The sequence below is a fragment of the Sphingobium sp. AP50 genome, from assembly GCF_900109095.1.
Taxonomy (GTDB): domain Bacteria; phylum Pseudomonadota; class Alphaproteobacteria; order Sphingomonadales; family Sphingomonadaceae; genus Sphingobium.
Genome location: NZ_FNYZ01000024.1, coordinates 1 through 15,774, shown reverse-complemented (window position 1 = coordinate 15,774; position 15,774 = coordinate 1). Strand labels below are relative to the sequence as shown.

Genomic DNA, 15,774 nt, shown 5'->3' with positions numbered 1-15,774 from the left:
TCAGGGCCGTTGGCTTCTCAACCATCCTGTGATGGAATAGCGACGATATGCTGCTGCCTTTGTTACCTCGGTCACGCTATGGATTTGTGGAACGCGGAACAGGTTCAGCACATTATATTGCGGCGGCCGCCCTTCTGTGATCTCGTCGCTGTCGTGGAACAGCAGCAACCCACCCCATTCTGGGCGCCATTGCGCGGTCAGGCCCATGACATAAGCGGCCCGCCGATTTTTACCGGCAACAGCATCATCATGACCGGTCAGGAAATCACCGGGCGAATAGGCTGTCGCCTGGGCGTCGGCAAAGCAGATATCATCGTCCTGGGTGATCTGGCGCAGCACCGCACACACGGCGTCGCCTGACATCCATTCGGCGAAGCGGCAAAGTATATCGGCGCTCGCCTGTCGTTCGGTCGCACAATCGGGCACGCGAATGCTCTCATAGCGATATTGGAAACCATAGCGTGCCGCACCATACACCGCCTCGTCCAGGGCGCCTTGCTGCGCGGGGGACAGTTGCGCGCGGGCATCGCGCGTCAGTTCCAGCGCCTTGTTCCCGCTGTTCAGGATCTGGCACCAGTCGGTTCTCCCCCTCAGCATCGCCGCCAATGTCGTCGCCACATTGACAGGCAGCCAGTCGCGAATGGTCACCCGGCCGGTACGCGCATAAATATCGCGTAGCATGCCCACATCCAGATCCGGATTAAGGGCCAGAGGCGGGAGTATCTGCATGGCCGGCGTCTGACATATTCAGGCGAATTGGGAAAGATGCTTATGGCCGCGACCGCGATCGATGGTACATGCCGGGCATGACTGTTGCCCTGTTCGATCTCAATCCGACCCTTGATATCGCCGCTCTCGGCAGCCGCTTCGCGCGCGACGGGCGAGTGCAGGTCCGCGACATTCTGACGCCACAGACCGCGCAGGCGGTGCGTCAAGTTCTACAGCAGCATACGAGTTGGGGGCTGGCCTGTCAGGTCGGGAAGGAACCACCGCTGATGCTGCGGCGGCATGAAGCGGTCGCGATCGGGCCCGCGAAACGGCAGGCACTGGGCCAGAGCATTCAGCGCGCCGCCGCGGCGGGTGATTATGCGGTCCAGTTCAGCCAATATCCGATCCTGACGGCCTATTTGGAAAAATGGGCGCCCGACAGCCCGCACGACTTTCTGCTGGAATATATCAATGCCGATCCCTTTCTGAATCTGGTGCGGACCATCACCGGTATTCCTGGCTTGATCAAGGCGGATGCACAGGCGACCCTTTTTGGTCCCGGCGACTTTCTGTCGGTCCATAATGACAGCCATAGGGAAGAAGGGTGGCGCGTCGCTTATGTACTGAATTTTTCCGATCCTGGCTGGAAACCGGACTGGGGCGGCTATCTCAACTTCCTGAATGAGGATGGGGATATCGTCGAAGGCTGGCTTCCCCGTTTCAACAGCCTCAATCTGCTGCGCGTCCCGCAAGCCCATCAGGTCAGCTATGTCCCGCCTTTTGCGCCGGTTGGGCGCTTCGCCATTACGGGCTGGTTCCGCGACTGATGGCGGGATGGGACATTGCCGCCATCCGGGATCGGGCCAGACAGTTGGCGGCTGCCGGCAATGAAGCCGCCGCCCGGCAACTCTATCGCGAAGCGACACGGCAAGCCCCACATAATGGCGCCCTGTTCAACAGTGCCGGCAATTTCCTGTTCGGCATTGGCGATTATCAGGGGGCACTCATCTATTTCGATCAGGCGCTCAAACTTGCGCCCAAAGATATGGAGGCGTTGCTCAACCGGTCGCTGTCCCTATCCCGGCTCGATCGCAGTGGCGACGCGCTGGCAGCGCTCATCGATCGGGAAAAGGAGTTGCGGACCCATGTTCGCTATTGGGCGGTCCGCGCGTCGATCGAGCGTGAAGCTGGCCTGAGCGCGGCCGCTTCCGCCAGCTACGACACGTGCCTCGCCCTCGACGCCGACCATCAGCGCGCCCGGTACGGGCGCGCGCGCATCGCCCTGGAACGCGGTGAAACCGATGCTGCGCGACGGTTCGAACAATTGCTCTCCGGCCAGCAGAGCGACGCCCATGCCTGGCTCGGTTATGCGCAGGTGCTGGACAGGGATGGCCAATCCGATCGCGCACTGGAAATCGGCCTGGCTCTCAACCAGCAGGCCCCCGGTTGGATCGATGCGTTGCAATTCGTGGCGGAACTCCACTGGGCGCGAGGCAATACCGAAAATTTCTCCGACCCCTATGCTCTGGCTGCGCGCGAGCGTCCCGATGACAAGGCCTTGATCCTTGCCTGGTGCGAAGCGCTCGCCGGCGTGGATCGTCACGCTGAAGCTGCGGTCATCGCCGGCGATGCCGCAAACAGGCTGGCGGATGCGCAGGATTTACGTCTTGCCGAAGCGGCTTATGCTGGCGTGGCCGGTGATGATGATCGGGCCGATCGGATTTTCGCCGACCTTCAGGTGCACAATCCACATCGCTGGTTGCACGAGGCGCGGCACAGGTTGCGGCAAAAGGCGCCCGATCAGGCTGATCGACTGCTTTCGCAAGTTCTGGATCAGCAGCCGAATTCGGTGCCGGCCTGGGCGCTCAGGGACTTGGCCTGGCGCCTCATGGATGATCCGCGCAGCGCCTGGCTTCACGGTCAGGACGGATTGGTACAGTTGCGCTCCGCCGCCATGCCGGATCAGGCGCTGGCGGATATCGTCGATCTGCTGCACCGCCTTCATGATGGGGGCAGCGTGCCGCTGGGACAGTCGATCCGCGCCGGCACGCAAACGCGCGGCGCATTGTTCGACCGGATCGAACCCGACATCGCTCTTCTGCGGCAGCATATCGAACGGATGCTGCAAGCCTATCGCACGGCATTGCCGCCCCTTGATTCTGCCCATCCGCTGCTGCGGCACCGCGACCGGGACTGGACGATTACCGGCAGTTGGTCGATCCGCGCGCGTCGGGCCGGCCATCATAATGAACATATCCACCAGCAAGGCGTGATATCATCGGCCTTCTATCTGGTTCTGCCGACGATCGGGGTGGATGAGGCTGGTGATTTGCCGGGCGCGCTGGAACTGGGCCGTTCGCCCCGCGACCTGCGCCTTGGTCTACCGCCGCTTCGCGTGATCGACCCGGTTGTGGGCCATTGCGCCCTCTTCCCAAGTACCCTCTATCATGGCACGCGCCCCTTCATGCACGGCGAGCGCATGACTATTGCCTTCGATATCGCGCTCAAGCGCTGATCGAGCGTCCTTCTCTCATCCAACAGGCTTATCTCGCCAAATCCATGGTAAAGCGTGAAACACCGCAGCCATTCGCTATCCCATCTGCGGGATTTGCGTCGCGAGACAAAAAAAGGGCGGCGATTGCTCGCCGCCCTTTCTCTTTTGCCGATAATCGAGATCAGAACTTCAGGCGACCCGACACGAAGAAGTCGCGGCCCAGCACGTCGTAGGTACCCGGATAGGTGTTAGCCTGTTCCTGGTTGAAGCCAAGGATCTTGGGCTTCTTGTTGAACATGTTGTTCATACCCAGCGACATGTTGAAGGTTTCCGTCACGTCCAGCGAGAAGCTGAGGTCGAACTGGTCGTAGGACGGAATCTTCTCGACGAAGTAGAGCGAGTCCGGATCGTCGTCACGAACCGACGACAGGTGGCGCCAGCGTACGCTGGTGGTCAGCGGACCGTCGATCCACGACAGACGGCTCGTCCACTTGTACTTGGGCGTCGGATTGCCGCAGGCCAGAACACCGAACTTACCAGCGCACTCGTTCACCTCATCAGGCAGATCAGCGACCGGCGTGATGTTGTTCTTGATGGTGTAGGTGCCCATGAAGTTGAAGCTGATACGCGACTGGCCATCGCCCAGCAGAGCGAAGTCGAGCGGCTTCGAATAGTTCAGTTCGACGTCAATGCCTTCGACTTCCAGCTTGCCGACGTTGGCGTTCAGGATTGCCGGCGGCACTTCACCGTCGAACTGACCCAGAGCGTTACGGGCGCCGACAAAGGCCTGGCAGTAAGCGCTATTGATGTCCTGAATGACATTGTAGCACAGGTTCAGCGAGTTGCCGAGGCCACCACCCAGGGTCGAGATCGCATTCTTGACCGTGATATTGTACCAGTCAGCGGTGATCGACAGGCCCGGAACGAAGCTCGGACGCAGAACGACACCAGCCGTGTAAGAGTCAGAGGTTTCTTCGCGCAGGTCGGGGTTGCCGCCGAACAGGCCCTGGATCTGCGAGTTGATCTGCACACCGGCGGTGCCGACTGCCGTGGTGGGAACACCCGTGGCAATGCAGAGGTCGCGGATCGTGGTGTCGGTCGCTGCCGAAGCCTGCGCGCAGGGGTCAACGGCGGTCGGGAAGCCGACTGCCTGGCCACCGAACAGTTCGCTCACGTTTGGTGCACGAACCGCGCGCTGATACTGGCCGCGGAAGGTGATGTCACGGATCGGCGCATAGGTGGCGCCGGCCGAATAGGCCCATACGCCGCCAACATTACCGAGCGAATAGTCGGAATAACGTGCAGCGCCGTTTACTTCGAGCAGTTCGATGCCAGGCTGGTGCGCAGCAATCGGCACGCGAAGTTCCGCGAAGATTTCCTTGACGTTGTACGAACCGGCAGTCGGATCACCGGCGTTGAAGCCGATCACGTCACCCGACGACAGAGCGGTATCGGGGATGAATTCCGATGCCATTTTGCGATATTCGCCACCCAGCGCGAAACCGACGTCGTCGGCGCCCATGCCCAGGTTGAAGAGCGAACCGTTGATCGACGCGTTTGCAACCTGAAGGGTCGAAACGTCGCCATTCTGCGCCAGGATGGAAATCTGGTCGACCATTGCCGGGGTCAGCGTGTTCGGACCGAAAATGTTGATCGCCGAAGCGCTGCCATCGAGACCGGCCTGGAAGGCCGAGCGCGAGATGTTGCCTGCCTGGATGTTCGAATTGCGGGTACGCGCATAGCTGTAATAGGCGTCATAACCGATCTTGTCGGTGATTTCGCCGCGCATGCCGACCAGGAAGCGGAAGGCGTTGCGTTCGTCGAGCGAGTTGCGCGATCCGGTTTCGGTGACGCGACGCTGGATCGACAGCGGAACGACGCCGGTGCCGGACGTGTCGAGCTGACGCAGGGCCGCAACGTCGCTGGCCGACAGGAAGGACGACACGGCATCGATATTGACGTTGAACGTGCCGGTGACCGGCGTTGCGGCCAGTTCGTTGGCGACGCGGTTGTTGACGAAGGTGACTTCGGTATAGGCAGTGTGGCCGTCGACAACTTCATAGTCGGCATAGCCGCCCATCAGATAGCGCTCTTGCGGCACCATCAGATAGTTATCGGGCGCATAGTTGTACAGGTCTGCTGCGGTGCGCGGACGGCTGACACCGGGAGCGGTGAAATAGGCGCCGGGCGAGCAGAAGACATTGCCGGTGGGGCAATTGGCGGCAGCCAGTGTCGACGTGAAGCGGCCGTTCGGGGTGGTCGAAGAACCGCCCGGGATCAGGCCGGTCGAATCGTCATTTTCACCCAGTGCTTCGTTGGAGAAGCTGCGCCCGCTCTGCATGATCGACGAACGGTTATAATATTCGCCATAGACCGTAGCGTGACCACGACCGTCGCCCAGTTCGGTACCGAACGCGATATAGGCTTCGTAACGACGACCGTCGCCTTCACCAGTGATGTTATACTGGCCACCGGCTTCGACGCCAACAAGATCCTTGCGCAGGGTGAAGTCCACGACGCCCGCCAGAGCATCCGAACCATACACGGCCGACGCACCGCCAGTCACGACGTTGACGTCCTGCAACAGGAAGGTCGGGATGGTGTTGAGGTCGACCAGCTGCGACGCATCATAGAACATCCAGCGACGGCCATTGACCAGCACCATGGTACGGGTTTCGCCCAGACCACGCAGGTTCAGCGTCGAAACGCCGCCACCCGGGTTGTTCGAGAAGGAGGTCGTACCCGGAATCACCTGCGGCAGGGTGTTGATGACCTGCTCGACGTTGACGGTGCCCGACAGCTTGAACTCTTCCTGGCCAACAACGGCGATCGGTGCCGGCGTGTCGAGGTTGCGGCGCGCGATGCGCGAGCCGGTAACGACGATAACGTCATCCGAAGCGGCGGCGCCGGCTGCGGTTTCCTGTGCCATGGCGGCAGAGGAGATAAGTGCCGCGCCCAGAATAGCCGGCGCGACACCGGTGCGCAAAAGCGCAATCTTCGACATAGTTTTCACAATCCAGTCCCTTGCTCTGGAGTATGCAGTTTAAGCTGCCATCTAGAATGCATGGATGCGGTCCAGAAAATGCCCGACAGCACGGACCGCACCATGACTGCCGCCAAACTGCGCGGGCGGAACAAGGGTGTAAAGGCAGAGCCTTAGGGTGTAGCGCCTTTTTGGTGCTGTTGTATCATAAATGACACAGTGTGAAATGTGGCGCTAAATTTCAGTTCCCCGGCGCGATGTGCACCCCGCGATAGATCATTTCCACGGCTGCATCGTTAGACGTCGGCAGAGTCAAATTGCGCTAATCGACTTGCCAAGCCCTTATCCAATGCGCAACACCGTCGCCGACAGAGCGGGAGTGCATGATGAAGCGCCTCAATTTTTCGGCTTCGGTGCTGATTTCGGGACTATTATTGGCAACCCAGGCGTCAGCGCGAGATGCGCGGCCTATAGGGTCCGCCAAACTGTTTGATGACATGCTGCAATGTCGATCGTTGGCCGATGCGAACATGAGGTTGGCCTGCTATGATAAACAGGTCGCGGCGATCAGCGACGCGCAGGCCAAGAATGAAGTGGCGGTCATCGACAAGGAAAGCGTCCGTCAGACCGTGCGGCAGAATTTCGGTTTGGCGACGCCTGCTGTGCCTTTGGCTGAAAGCTCAGGTGGCAATGGTCGGGAAGAAGCGCTGGACGAAATCCAGACTAAAGTTGTTTCTTTTCAGCCCACTGTTCGCGACAGATGGCGGTTGCAACTGGCTGATGGTTCCGAATGGCAGACTTTGGAAACCATCGCCTTCCGCGTTCCAGAGGTGAACATGGCGGTGACGGTGAAGAAAGCGGCATTGGGCAGCTACCTTTTGCGTCCTGCGGGTTGGCCTGCTGTCCGGGCTCGCCGAATCAAATAAGGCTGCCCCTACCGCTCCGCCGGCATCGGCCCCGCGATCAGCAGCGGGTCGATCCGCGCGTCATTCCATTTCATGCCCCAGTGCAGATGCGGCCCGGTGGCGCGCCCGGTCGCGCCGACCGCACCGATGCGTTGCCCCTGTGCCACATGGTCGCCGACCTTCACGTCGATGCGCGACAGGTGCAGGAAAGCGCTGTTGAGGCCATGGCCATGGTCGATCATCAGCAGATGCCCCTCCAGTGTGAAGGGCTTGTCACTGGCGGCCAGGATCACCACGCCATCGGCGGGTGCCACCACCGGCTCGCCCGTCGCGGCGGCGACATCCACGCCGCCATGATAGGCGCCCGGCGTCCCCTGATAGATGCGCTGCGCCCCGAACAGCCCGGAAATCCGGCCCATACGCGGCCAGACGAAGCGCTGCCGCCACCCCTGCGCGTCCGTCACCGTCGTCCGGGCAGCGGCGATCGCTTCCAGCTCCGGTTTGCGCAGCGCCAGAAAGGCTTCGGTGCTCTTCGTCGGCCGCATCGGCGCATTGATCCGCTCGATCCGCCAGTCGCGCGGCGCGACGGTGAGCGACTGGTCCAATGTCCGCCCGTCAGGCATCCGCGCGCTCAGCCGGGCAGTCGGCGGGGCATCGCGGTCGAAGGCGATCAAGAACCGACCATCCGCGTCCACCGACACCGGCTTGTCGTCCAGCAACAGCATCACCGTGCCGGAGGGCGCCGTGCCGGTCAGCGCGCCGCCCTGAATCGCCTGACCCGATAGATGGAAGTCCGCCGCGCCCGGCTGGGCGGTCGCCGTCCCCGCGATCAGGAGCAGCAGCGCGGCCGCAATCGCCCTCATCCCGCGCTGGCTGCCTTCATCTCCGCCTGCACGGATGCTTCCGCGCTGGCATAGGGTTCCTGCCGGGCGATGCTCCAGTAACGCAGATGCTCCAGCGCGATCCGTCGCCCCGTCACCGCGCACAGCACATGGTCGCCCGCCTGCAACACGCGGAAACTGTAGGGCAGATAATGGAGCCGGGCGATCCGGTCGCGATTGGACATCAACATGGCAGGCCTCAAACTATGCGCAGCTCAGGAAAACAGATCCTGCTGCTGCTTTTCGCCGTCCTCGCGCGTTTTGCGCGCGGGGCGGGATGGAGAAGATATAACGGCCGGCGCACTCTTCTCAAGCGTTGCGGTGTCCCCGACCGCCGCATCCACCGTGCCATCCTTGAAGTGCAGCGTCACCTGTCCCGCCGCCTGCGCCGCCGCCACCGATTGCACCAACTGGCCCTGCGCCATCACCCGCGCATAGCCCCGCTGCAAGGGCAGGTCGGGATTGAGCGAGGCGAAATGACGCGACACCCGGTCGAAGGCGGTGGCCCGGTCTGACAAGGCGCGCGTCAGATAAGCGGGTCGCAAAATCAACCGGTCGAGCCGCTCGCCCGCCCGCGATATATATTGCTGCAACAGCGCCGGCCGCAATGCGCCGCCCGCCTGCCCCAGATGCGCCCGCGCATCCGCCAGCCGGTGCCGCAATCCGCTCACCAGCCCGTCGGACAATTGATCCAGCCGCTGCCGCTGCGGCGCCAGCAACATGTCGGGCGTCGGCATCAACCGCGCCTGCATCTCCAGACGTTCCCGTGCCTGCGCCGCGCCCCGCCGTACCGCGCGCCCGGCTCTCAAGCCCATTTCGGACAGGCCCGCCAGCAATTCCGCCCGCACCGGCACCGCCATTTCCGCCGCCGCAGTCGGCGTGGGCGCCCGCCGGTCGGCGGCATAGTCGCACAGGGTCGTGTCCGTCTCATGCCCCACGGCGCTGATAATCGGGATGGTGCAATCCGCCACCGCCCGCACCACGATTTCCTCGTTGAAGCTCCACAGATCCTCGATCGACCCGCCACCGCGCGCTACGATCACCAGGTCCGGCCGGGGCAGCGGCCCGCTGCCATCCATCGCCGAAAAGCCCCGCACCGCACGCGCCACCTGCTCGGCCGCGCCCTGTCCCTGCACCAGCACCGGCCACAACAGCACATTGGTCGGGCAGCGATCGGCCAGCCGATGGAGAATATCGCGGATCACCGCCCCGGTCGGCGACGTCACCACGCCGATCGTGCGCGGCAGGAAGGGCAGGGGTTTCTTGCGTTCCGCCGCAAACAGCCCTTCGCTCGCCAGCTTCGCCTTCAGCTTCTCCAGCAGCGCCATCAGCGCGCCTTCGCCGGCCAGTTCCATCCGGTCGATCACGATCTGATATTTGGATCGCCCCGGATAGGTGGTCAGCTTGCCGGTCGCGATCACCTCCACCCCGTCCTGCGGGCTGAAGGCCAGCCGCTGCGCGCCGCCCTTCCACATCACCCCGTCCAGCACGGCATTCTCGTCCTTCAGCGCCAGATAGAGGTGCCCCGATGCCGCCCGCTTGAAGCCCGAAATCTCGCCGCGCAGCCGCACATGGCCGAACCGATCCTCGACCGTGCGCTTCAGCAGGCCCGACAATTCGCTGACCGAAAGCGGCGGCGCGTTGTCCCCCGCCCGTTCCTCGGCTAACAGGCGGCCCGAACTGTCATAGGCATCATATTCCGGGACCATGGGCGAAATGAACATCCTTCTGCTTGGCGGCGGCGGCCGCGAACATGCGCTGGCGTGGAAGCTGGCGCAATCGCCCCGGCTGACGACGCTCTATGCCGCGCCGGGCAATCCGGGCATAGCCCAGCATGCGCAATTGGTCGACCTCGACGCTACCGATCATCGCGCGGTGCTGGATTTCTGCGTCCGCCATTCGATCGGCCTGGTGGTGATCGGGCCGGAAGCGCCTTTGGTCGATGGCTTGGCCGATAACCTCCGCACCATGGGCGTGCCGGTGTTCGGCCCCAACAAGAAGCCCGCCCAGCTGGAAGGGTCGAAGGGCTTTACCAAGGATCTGTGCCAGCGCGCCAATATTCCGACCGCCGCTTATGTCCGTGTCACCAGCAAGGACGGCGCGATCGCCGCGCTGGACGATTTCGCCCTGCCGGTGGTCATCAAGGCGGATGGGCTGGCGGCGGGCAAAGGCGTGATCATCGCCGAAACCCGCGATGAAGCACTCGCCGCGCTCGATTCCATGTTCTCCGGCGCGTTCGGCGCGGCGGGCGAGGAAGTCGTCCTCGAAGAATTTATGACCGGCGAGGAAGCCAGCTTCTTCGCGCTCACCGACGGCAGCGCTATCCTGCCCTTCGGCTCTGCGCAGGACCATAAGCGCGTCGGCGACGGCGACACCGGTCCCAATACCGGCGGCATGGGCGCTTACAGCCCCGCCCGCGTCCTGACCCCGGCACTAGAAGCCGAAGTGCTGGAAAAGATCATCCAGCCGACCGTCGATACGCTCGCGGCCGAGGGGATTCCCTATTCGGGCGTCCTCTATGCCGGCCTGATGCTGACCGCCGAAGGCCCCAAGCTGATCGAATATAATGCCCGTTTCGGCGACCCGGAATGTCAGGTGCTGATGACCCGTTTCGACGGCGATCTGGTCGACCTGCTGCTCGCCGTGGCGCAGGGTCGGCTGGCGGAGCAGGGGCCGGTGGAACTGGCCGACCGCACTGCGCTCACCATCGTCATGGCGGCGCAGGGCTATCCTGATACGCCGCAAAAGGGCGGTGCGATTGCCGACATTGATGCGGCCGAACAGGGCGGGGCCAAGGTCTTCCATGCCGGAACCGCCGAAAAGGACGGCGTGCTGGTCGCCAATGGCGGCCGCGTTCTCAATGTCACCGCCACCGGTGACACGGTCGGCGCGGCGCAGGCGGCCGCTTACGCCGCCGTCGATGCGATCGATTTCCCCACCGGCTTCTGCCGTCGCGATATCGGCTGGCGGGAAGTCGCGCGCGAAAAGGCGTGACGCCCTTGCCCCGCACGCGCAAGCGTCCTTAAATAAGCCGATACGCACGATCAGAGAGGTGATGCGCGATGCAGGAATTTTTCATGGACTATGGGCTGTGGCTGCTGGTGGCCCTGCTCGTGATCATCGTCTTGATCTTCCTGCTGTCGGGCAAGCGCAAGGCTGAGTTGCCCGCCGAACCCGCCACGCCACCCGCTCCGGTCGAAGCGGCGCCCGCGCCGCTGCTGGCCGAACCGGTGGTTCCTGCACCCGTGGTGATTGCGCCTGTCGCAGTTGAACCCGTTCCTGCTGAGCCGGAACCTGTCGCGGTTGCACCCGTCGCCGTCGAGCCTGCCCCGGTCGAACCCGCTATACCCGAAGCGCCCATTATCGAGCCAGTCGCCGAACCCGTGCCTGTCTCTCCGGCCGTCACGACCCCGGCCGATGAAGGCGACGACCTGCTCCGGCTCAAGGGTGTCGGCCCCAAGCTCAAGGCGCTGCTGACCGACCTCGGCGTCACCAGCTTCGCCCAGATCGCCGCCTGGACCGATACGGACATTGCGACGATCGACGCGAAGCTGGGCAATTTCAAAGGGCGCCCGGTGCGCGACCAGTGGATCGATCAGGCCAAATATCTCGCCGCCGGGGACATTGCCGGTTTCGAGGCGAAATACGGTAAGATTTAAGCGGGTTGGGGCAGCCCGTCTTCCGGCACCGCTTGCGGGCGCCGGGATGGCGGTGCGCTCCCCAGCCATCGGCGCAGCGGCGCACTGGCGGCGGTCGCGCGGCTGACCCCGGCCAGCAGCAGCACCGACAGCGCCAGCGTCATCGGGCCGCCCAAGCCGCTCATCAGCACCATGCCCATGACCATCGGGTGCCACAGATAGAAGAACAGGCTGTCCCGGCCGATCCGGTTGAGCGGCGCGAAGGACAGGCGCACCGTCGACAGCAGCGGCAACAGCGCGATCAGGCTCAGATTCATCATCAGCCGCGCGGGCACATAGGCCAGCGCATGGCCGCTGCCCTGCAATCCCGACCACCAGGTCAGGCCCAGCGCCAGCACCAGCAGCACGATCCCCAGATAGCGGGTCGCCAAACCCCGTTCCGCCATCAGCATCCCGAAGAAGAAATAGACGGGGTAACGGATATAGCGGCTGTCGGGGGACAACAGGCTCGTCCCGATCGGGGCATGGTCCAGCCCGAACGCATACATGGTCGCCACGCTGATCGGCGCACCGATCGCCAGCAGCATCAGCGGAGACAATCGCACCAGCCGCGTCGTCACGATCAGGAAGAAGAGGACCGGCACATACCAAAGGTGGAAGGGCGGGCGCAGCAACAGGTCCAGCGGCGTCTGCCAGGACAAGGGCGCACCGGTCGCCAGCACATAGGCGATCAGCGCCACCGCCCAGGGCAGCAGCATCCTTTCCCCATAGCGTTTGAACAGATCGGCGGACGGGGCGGATCGCGTACGCGCGACATTCAGCAGATAGCCCGAAATGCCGATCATCAACGGCATGCGGAAGCCGGCGCCGATCCACAGCGCCAGATGCTGCTGATGCGTCAGCTCCATGGCATGGCCAGCCATGACGAGCAGCATCAGCATGCCTTTCAGCAGGTCGATCGACGGATTTTTGCCCACATGTCCCCCAGCGTCATAACGACTGTGGCGCACATGGCCTTTAGGGCGGTTTAAACAATTTGGTGAACGAATAGACTATAGAAGCGTTATGCCCGCTTTCTGAGGGAAGCGGGCTTTCGGACGAAGATCAAACAGGGGACCGTCATATTGCGCACCATCAAGGCATCGCCTCTCACCAAGATTTTGATGCTGTTGCTGGTCGTGGCGCTCATCTTTACCGGGCGCGCCCTTTATAATCGGTACAAGTCGGTGCATGCGCCCCTGCCGGACGATCGGGTAGGGCAACAGGATTGCGCGCTCTGGTTCGTGGGTAGTTCGTCCATCCATCGCTGGACCAGCCTGCAACAGGATATGGCCCCCTGGGCGACGCATAATCGCGGCATTAATGGTGCAACCCTGTCGGATATCATGCCCCGTTTCGCCACTATCGATACCAGGGAAGAAGGGCGTCCCCGTGCGCTCATCGTCTATGTGGGGGAAAATGACATCGCCAGCGGCGTGCCCGTTCGCAAGGTGATGCGCCAGATCGCGACGCTGTTCGACCTGCGCGACCGGTTGCTGCCCGGCGTCCCGGTGCTGCTCCTATCGGCCAAGCCTAGCCCCGGACGCCTGCAATATCTGGGCGAACAGCGCCTGTTCAACGCGGCCATCCGCAATTTCCTGCCCCATATGCGCAGCGCTTATTATGGCGATATCACCACGCCGCTGCTCGTCGATGGCAAGCTGGGCGACAATTATCAGTCGGACGGCATCCATATGAATGCGCACGGCTATCGCATCTGGGCACAGGTCGTGCGCCAGCGACTGGACGCGATCCTGCCGCAGCCGCTGATCCAGCGCTGCGGTCAGGCAGGTTAGCGGATCGCGTCGACCACTTCGCGCGCCACCCGCAGCAAGGACCCATGGCGCGCGCCCATGGGCATTGTCAGCCGGGCGCTGACATCCTCCCAATGCACCATATCGCGCGTCATCGCCGCGTCCCAGCGCCCTTCCTTATACACGTCATAATAGCAGACCAGCGCGTCGCCGATCCGCGTCGTCATCGGTCCTTCGACCCAGCCGGGCGAAAAAGGCGGTGACAGCGGACCGAACGGGCCGGTGGGGCTTTGCGCCCGCGCGACCTGCAAATATTTGCGGGGCGGGGCGACCGTCTCATCCTTGACGATCAGATACAGGCCGCCATCGGGACCATGAGCAAAAGTGCCATCGATCACGCTGAAACCGGGATCGTACAGCGGCTCGGCTGGCGAGAATGTCTGGAAATCCGCGGTGCTGCTGTGCCAGAGCCGATGATTATAGGCGGATTCGGAGGTACCCGCCGTTTCACCGAAGCGTCCCGTGACCGTGCTCGACCAGAAAATCTCATACCGCCCCGTGCGGGGATCGAAAATCGCTTCGGGCGCCCAGCAATTGCGCGTGCCCGGCACATCGGCCATCACGGCAATCGCCTTCTGTCCGGTCCAGTGGATCAGGTCGCTGCTCGTCGCATGGCCGATGGTCACGCCTTCCCACGCCGTGGTCCACAGCAGATGCCAGCGCCGCCCGTCATGGAACAGGAAAGGATCGCGCAGCAGCTTCTTCTCTCCCACCTCCGGCACCAGCAGGCTGCGCCCGCTCGCCAGCGCGCGAAAGGCAAAGCCATCCTCGCTCACCGCCAGCTTCAGCCCGTCCGCCTCACCCTTGCCGGTGGTGAAATAGGCGAAGACCAGCAGATCGTCGGCCCGTGCCTGCTGCGTAGTGGCGCAACCGGCCAGCGCCAGCGCGCCCAGACCCAATGTGAAATCCCGCCGCCGCATCGCCCCCTGCTTCACTGATAGTCCTTCGCCATCTGGCGATAGAGGTCGATCAGCGGATTGGCGACATAATCCCCGCCATGGCCCATCGGCCCCTCCGCTTCGGGTTCGGGTGCCGCCGGCTGACCCGCCAGCCCGCCGGGCGCCTCCGCACTGTTCAGGCCTTGCGAGAGCAGATCGGGCTTGGCTCCCTCACCGGCATTATGGCCATTCTGGTCGAATATCGCTTCTTGATGCCGTGTCGGCTCCCAGATGAAGGCGCCCCAGCCATGTTTGCCGGGCAGGGCATGGACCAGATCATTCACATAGCGTTTGCGGCTGGAATATTCCGCCACCAGCAGCCCCTTGTCGGGATAGCGCTTCACGAACTCGGCAAAAGTCGTCGCCCAGTCGCCCTGCGCGCGCTGTTGATAGCAGGAAAAGCCGATCACATCGAAATCGACCTTGCGCGCGATCAGCGCGTCGGTCCACTCCCGCACGATCGGCCAGTGCCGACCCAGATGGTTGTGCAACTGGATGGCGATGCCCGGTTCCGCCTTGCGCGCGCCGGCAATCCCCGCGCGCAGCAATTGCGCAAAGGCATCGAAGCCGCCGACTGCCCCCACCTTGGCATGATTGGCGTCGGTGACGGGATTGCCCGTCGGCGTCGACAGTTTCACCCGGCCATGGGGCCATAATATGCCGAACGTCGTCTCATTGCCGATCACCGCCATATCCACCGGCGCGCCACCCGCCCGCATCGCGACCAGCGTGTCATGGGTGTGCGTCTCGACCGCTTTGGCGAGGCGCGGCAAGTCATAGCCTGTCCACGCGGCAGGCACGCCCTGATGCTCCGGATCGGCCCAGATATCGCTATAATGGAAGCTCAGCACCAGATAGAGTCCGGCATCGCGGATGCGCTTGCCCAGCGCCACTGTCTGCGCCAGCCCAGCCCAGGCCTTGTCCGGCTCGCGCTTGGAATAGCCCTTGGCCGGATCGACGAAGATGCGCAGCCGGATCGCATTGAACCCGGCATCGCGCAGGATCAGGATCGGGTCTTTCTGCACGCCGTCCACGAAATAGCGGGCGCCAGCGGCCTCATCCTCGGGGATCCAGCTGATATCCGCGCCGATCAGATAGGGGCCGGGTCGCGCGCCCTTATGGGTGGCTGCCCCGGCCGGCAGCGTCAGCCCAAGGGCCGCAAGCCCGGTCGATCGAAGCAAGGTGCGTCTGTCAGGCATGGAACCTCTCCTGTTTCTGTGTTGCGGGAGGCTATGTCCTCCTCTTGGCATTGCGCGCTCCTGCGAAAGCAGGAGCGCGCCACTTCACCGCGCGAGCCACCCGCCATCGACCGCCAGAACATGGCCATGGATATAGTTTGCGGCGCTGGAGGACAGGAACACCGCCGCCCCGCCA

14 protein-coding genes and 1 pseudogene are annotated in these 15,774 nt (G+C 63.2%); 6 read left to right on the top strand and 9 right to left on the bottom strand.

Going from position 1 to position 15,774, the window contains the following annotated elements; all coding sequences use genetic code 11:
* Complete coding sequence (locus BMY84_RS25060) at positions 1-681, bottom strand: 2OG-Fe(II) oxygenase (RefSeq protein ID WP_256215439.1); 681 nt, start codon at positions 679-681, stop codon at positions 1-3.
* Between the two features lie 116 nt (positions 682-797).
* Here BMY84_RS25060 and BMY84_RS25055 point away from each other — a divergent pair, with 116 nt between their 5' ends.
* Both BMY84_RS25055 and BMY84_RS25050 read left to right on the top strand, forming a co-directional pair.
* Positions 798-1,535 carry a 2OG-Fe(II) oxygenase gene (locus BMY84_RS25055; RefSeq protein WP_256215438.1) on the top strand — a complete coding sequence of 246 codons (738 nt, stop codon included), beginning with the start codon at positions 798-800 and terminating at the stop codon, positions 1,533-1,535.
* On the top strand, positions 1,535-3,223 hold the full coding sequence (locus BMY84_RS25050) for a 2OG-Fe(II) oxygenase family protein (RefSeq protein WP_093087565.1): 1,689 nt from the start codon (positions 1,535-1,537) through the stop codon (positions 3,221-3,223). Before BMY84_RS25055 ends, BMY84_RS25050 begins: the two co-directional genes overlap by 1 nt.
* Before the next feature lie 160 nt (positions 3,224-3,383).
* Here the strand turns inward: BMY84_RS25050 and BMY84_RS25045 are convergent, their stop codons facing one another.
* Entirely contained in the window at positions 3,384-6,206 is a 2,823-nt protein-coding gene (locus BMY84_RS25045) for a TonB-dependent receptor domain-containing protein (protein ID WP_093087563.1), read from the bottom strand.
* 362 nt (positions 6,207-6,568) lie between these two features.
* Between BMY84_RS25045 and BMY84_RS25040 the strand changes: the two genes are divergently transcribed.
* Positions 6,569-7,111 (top strand): hypothetical protein, encoded by a 543-nt coding sequence (locus tag BMY84_RS25040; RefSeq protein WP_143075158.1) that lies wholly within the window; start codon positions 6,569-6,571, stop codon positions 7,109-7,111.
* Between the two features lie 8 nt (positions 7,112-7,119).
* Here the strand turns inward: BMY84_RS25040 and BMY84_RS25035 are convergent, their stop codons facing one another.
* From BMY84_RS25035 to xseA, 3 genes are read right to left on the bottom strand one after another with little or no spacing between them, the layout of a single operon-like run.
* Complete coding sequence (locus tag BMY84_RS25035) at positions 7,120-7,953, bottom strand: M23 family metallopeptidase (RefSeq protein WP_093087560.1); 834 nt, start codon at positions 7,951-7,953, stop codon at positions 7,120-7,122.
* On the bottom strand, positions 7,950-8,162 hold the full coding sequence (locus BMY84_RS25030) for a DUF2093 domain-containing protein (RefSeq protein ID WP_093087559.1): 213 nt from the start codon (positions 8,160-8,162) through the stop codon (positions 7,950-7,952). The genes BMY84_RS25035 and BMY84_RS25030 overlap by 4 nt, the downstream gene beginning before the upstream one ends.
* A gap of 24 nt (positions 8,163-8,186) precedes the next feature.
* Positions 8,187-9,680: an exodeoxyribonuclease VII large subunit gene (gene xseA / locus BMY84_RS25025; RefSeq protein ID WP_093087557.1), complete on the bottom strand. Its 1,494-nt coding sequence runs from the start codon at positions 9,678-9,680 to the stop codon at positions 8,187-8,189.
* Positions 9,681-9,687: 7 nt separating this feature from the next.
* Between xseA and purD the strand changes: the two genes are divergently transcribed.
* Together purD and BMY84_RS25015 are read left to right on the top strand one after the other, a co-directional pair.
* Positions 9,688-10,965, top strand: a complete 1,278-nt coding sequence (purD, locus tag BMY84_RS25020) for a phosphoribosylamine--glycine ligase (RefSeq protein ID WP_093087644.1) — start codon at positions 9,688-9,690, stop codon at positions 10,963-10,965.
* A 68-nt stretch (positions 10,966-11,033) separates the two neighbouring features.
* The gene (locus tag BMY84_RS25015) at positions 11,034-11,630 is read left to right on the top strand and encodes a hypothetical protein (RefSeq protein ID WP_093087556.1); all 597 of its coding nucleotides are present in this window, start codon (positions 11,034-11,036) and stop codon (positions 11,628-11,630) included.
* Here BMY84_RS25015 and BMY84_RS25010 read toward each other — a convergent pair.
* Positions 11,627-12,586, bottom strand: coding sequence for an acyltransferase family protein (locus BMY84_RS25010; protein ID WP_093087554.1), 960 nt, complete (start codon positions 12,584-12,586; stop codon positions 11,627-11,629). The genes BMY84_RS25015 and BMY84_RS25010 overlap by 4 nt on opposite strands.
* A 147-nt stretch (positions 12,587-12,733) precedes the next feature.
* On the opposite strand from BMY84_RS25010, the gene BMY84_RS25005 reads away from it, so the two are divergent.
* Positions 12,734-13,444, top strand: a complete 711-nt coding sequence (locus tag BMY84_RS25005) for a GDSL-type esterase/lipase family protein (protein ID WP_256215437.1) — start codon at positions 12,734-12,736, stop codon at positions 13,442-13,444.
* On the opposite strand, the gene BMY84_RS25000 is transcribed toward BMY84_RS25005, so the two are convergent.
* From BMY84_RS25000 to BMY84_RS30655, 3 genes and pseudogenes are all read right to left on the bottom strand, one after another.
* A complete protein-coding gene (locus tag BMY84_RS25000; RefSeq protein WP_256215436.1) occupies positions 13,441-14,397 on the bottom strand; it encodes a glycoside hydrolase family 43 protein in 957 nt (318 codons plus the stop codon). The genes BMY84_RS25005 and BMY84_RS25000 overlap by 4 nt on opposite strands.
* Complete coding sequence (locus BMY84_RS24995; RefSeq protein WP_093087552.1) at positions 14,394-15,599, bottom strand: glycosyl hydrolase 53 family protein; 1,206 nt, start codon at positions 15,597-15,599, stop codon at positions 14,394-14,396. Before BMY84_RS24995 ends, BMY84_RS25000 begins: the two co-directional genes overlap by 4 nt.
* Before the next feature lie 84 nt (positions 15,600-15,683).
* Positions 15,684-15,774, bottom strand: a pseudogene (locus tag BMY84_RS30655) (2-deoxy-D-gluconate 3-dehydrogenase); the annotation flags it as partial.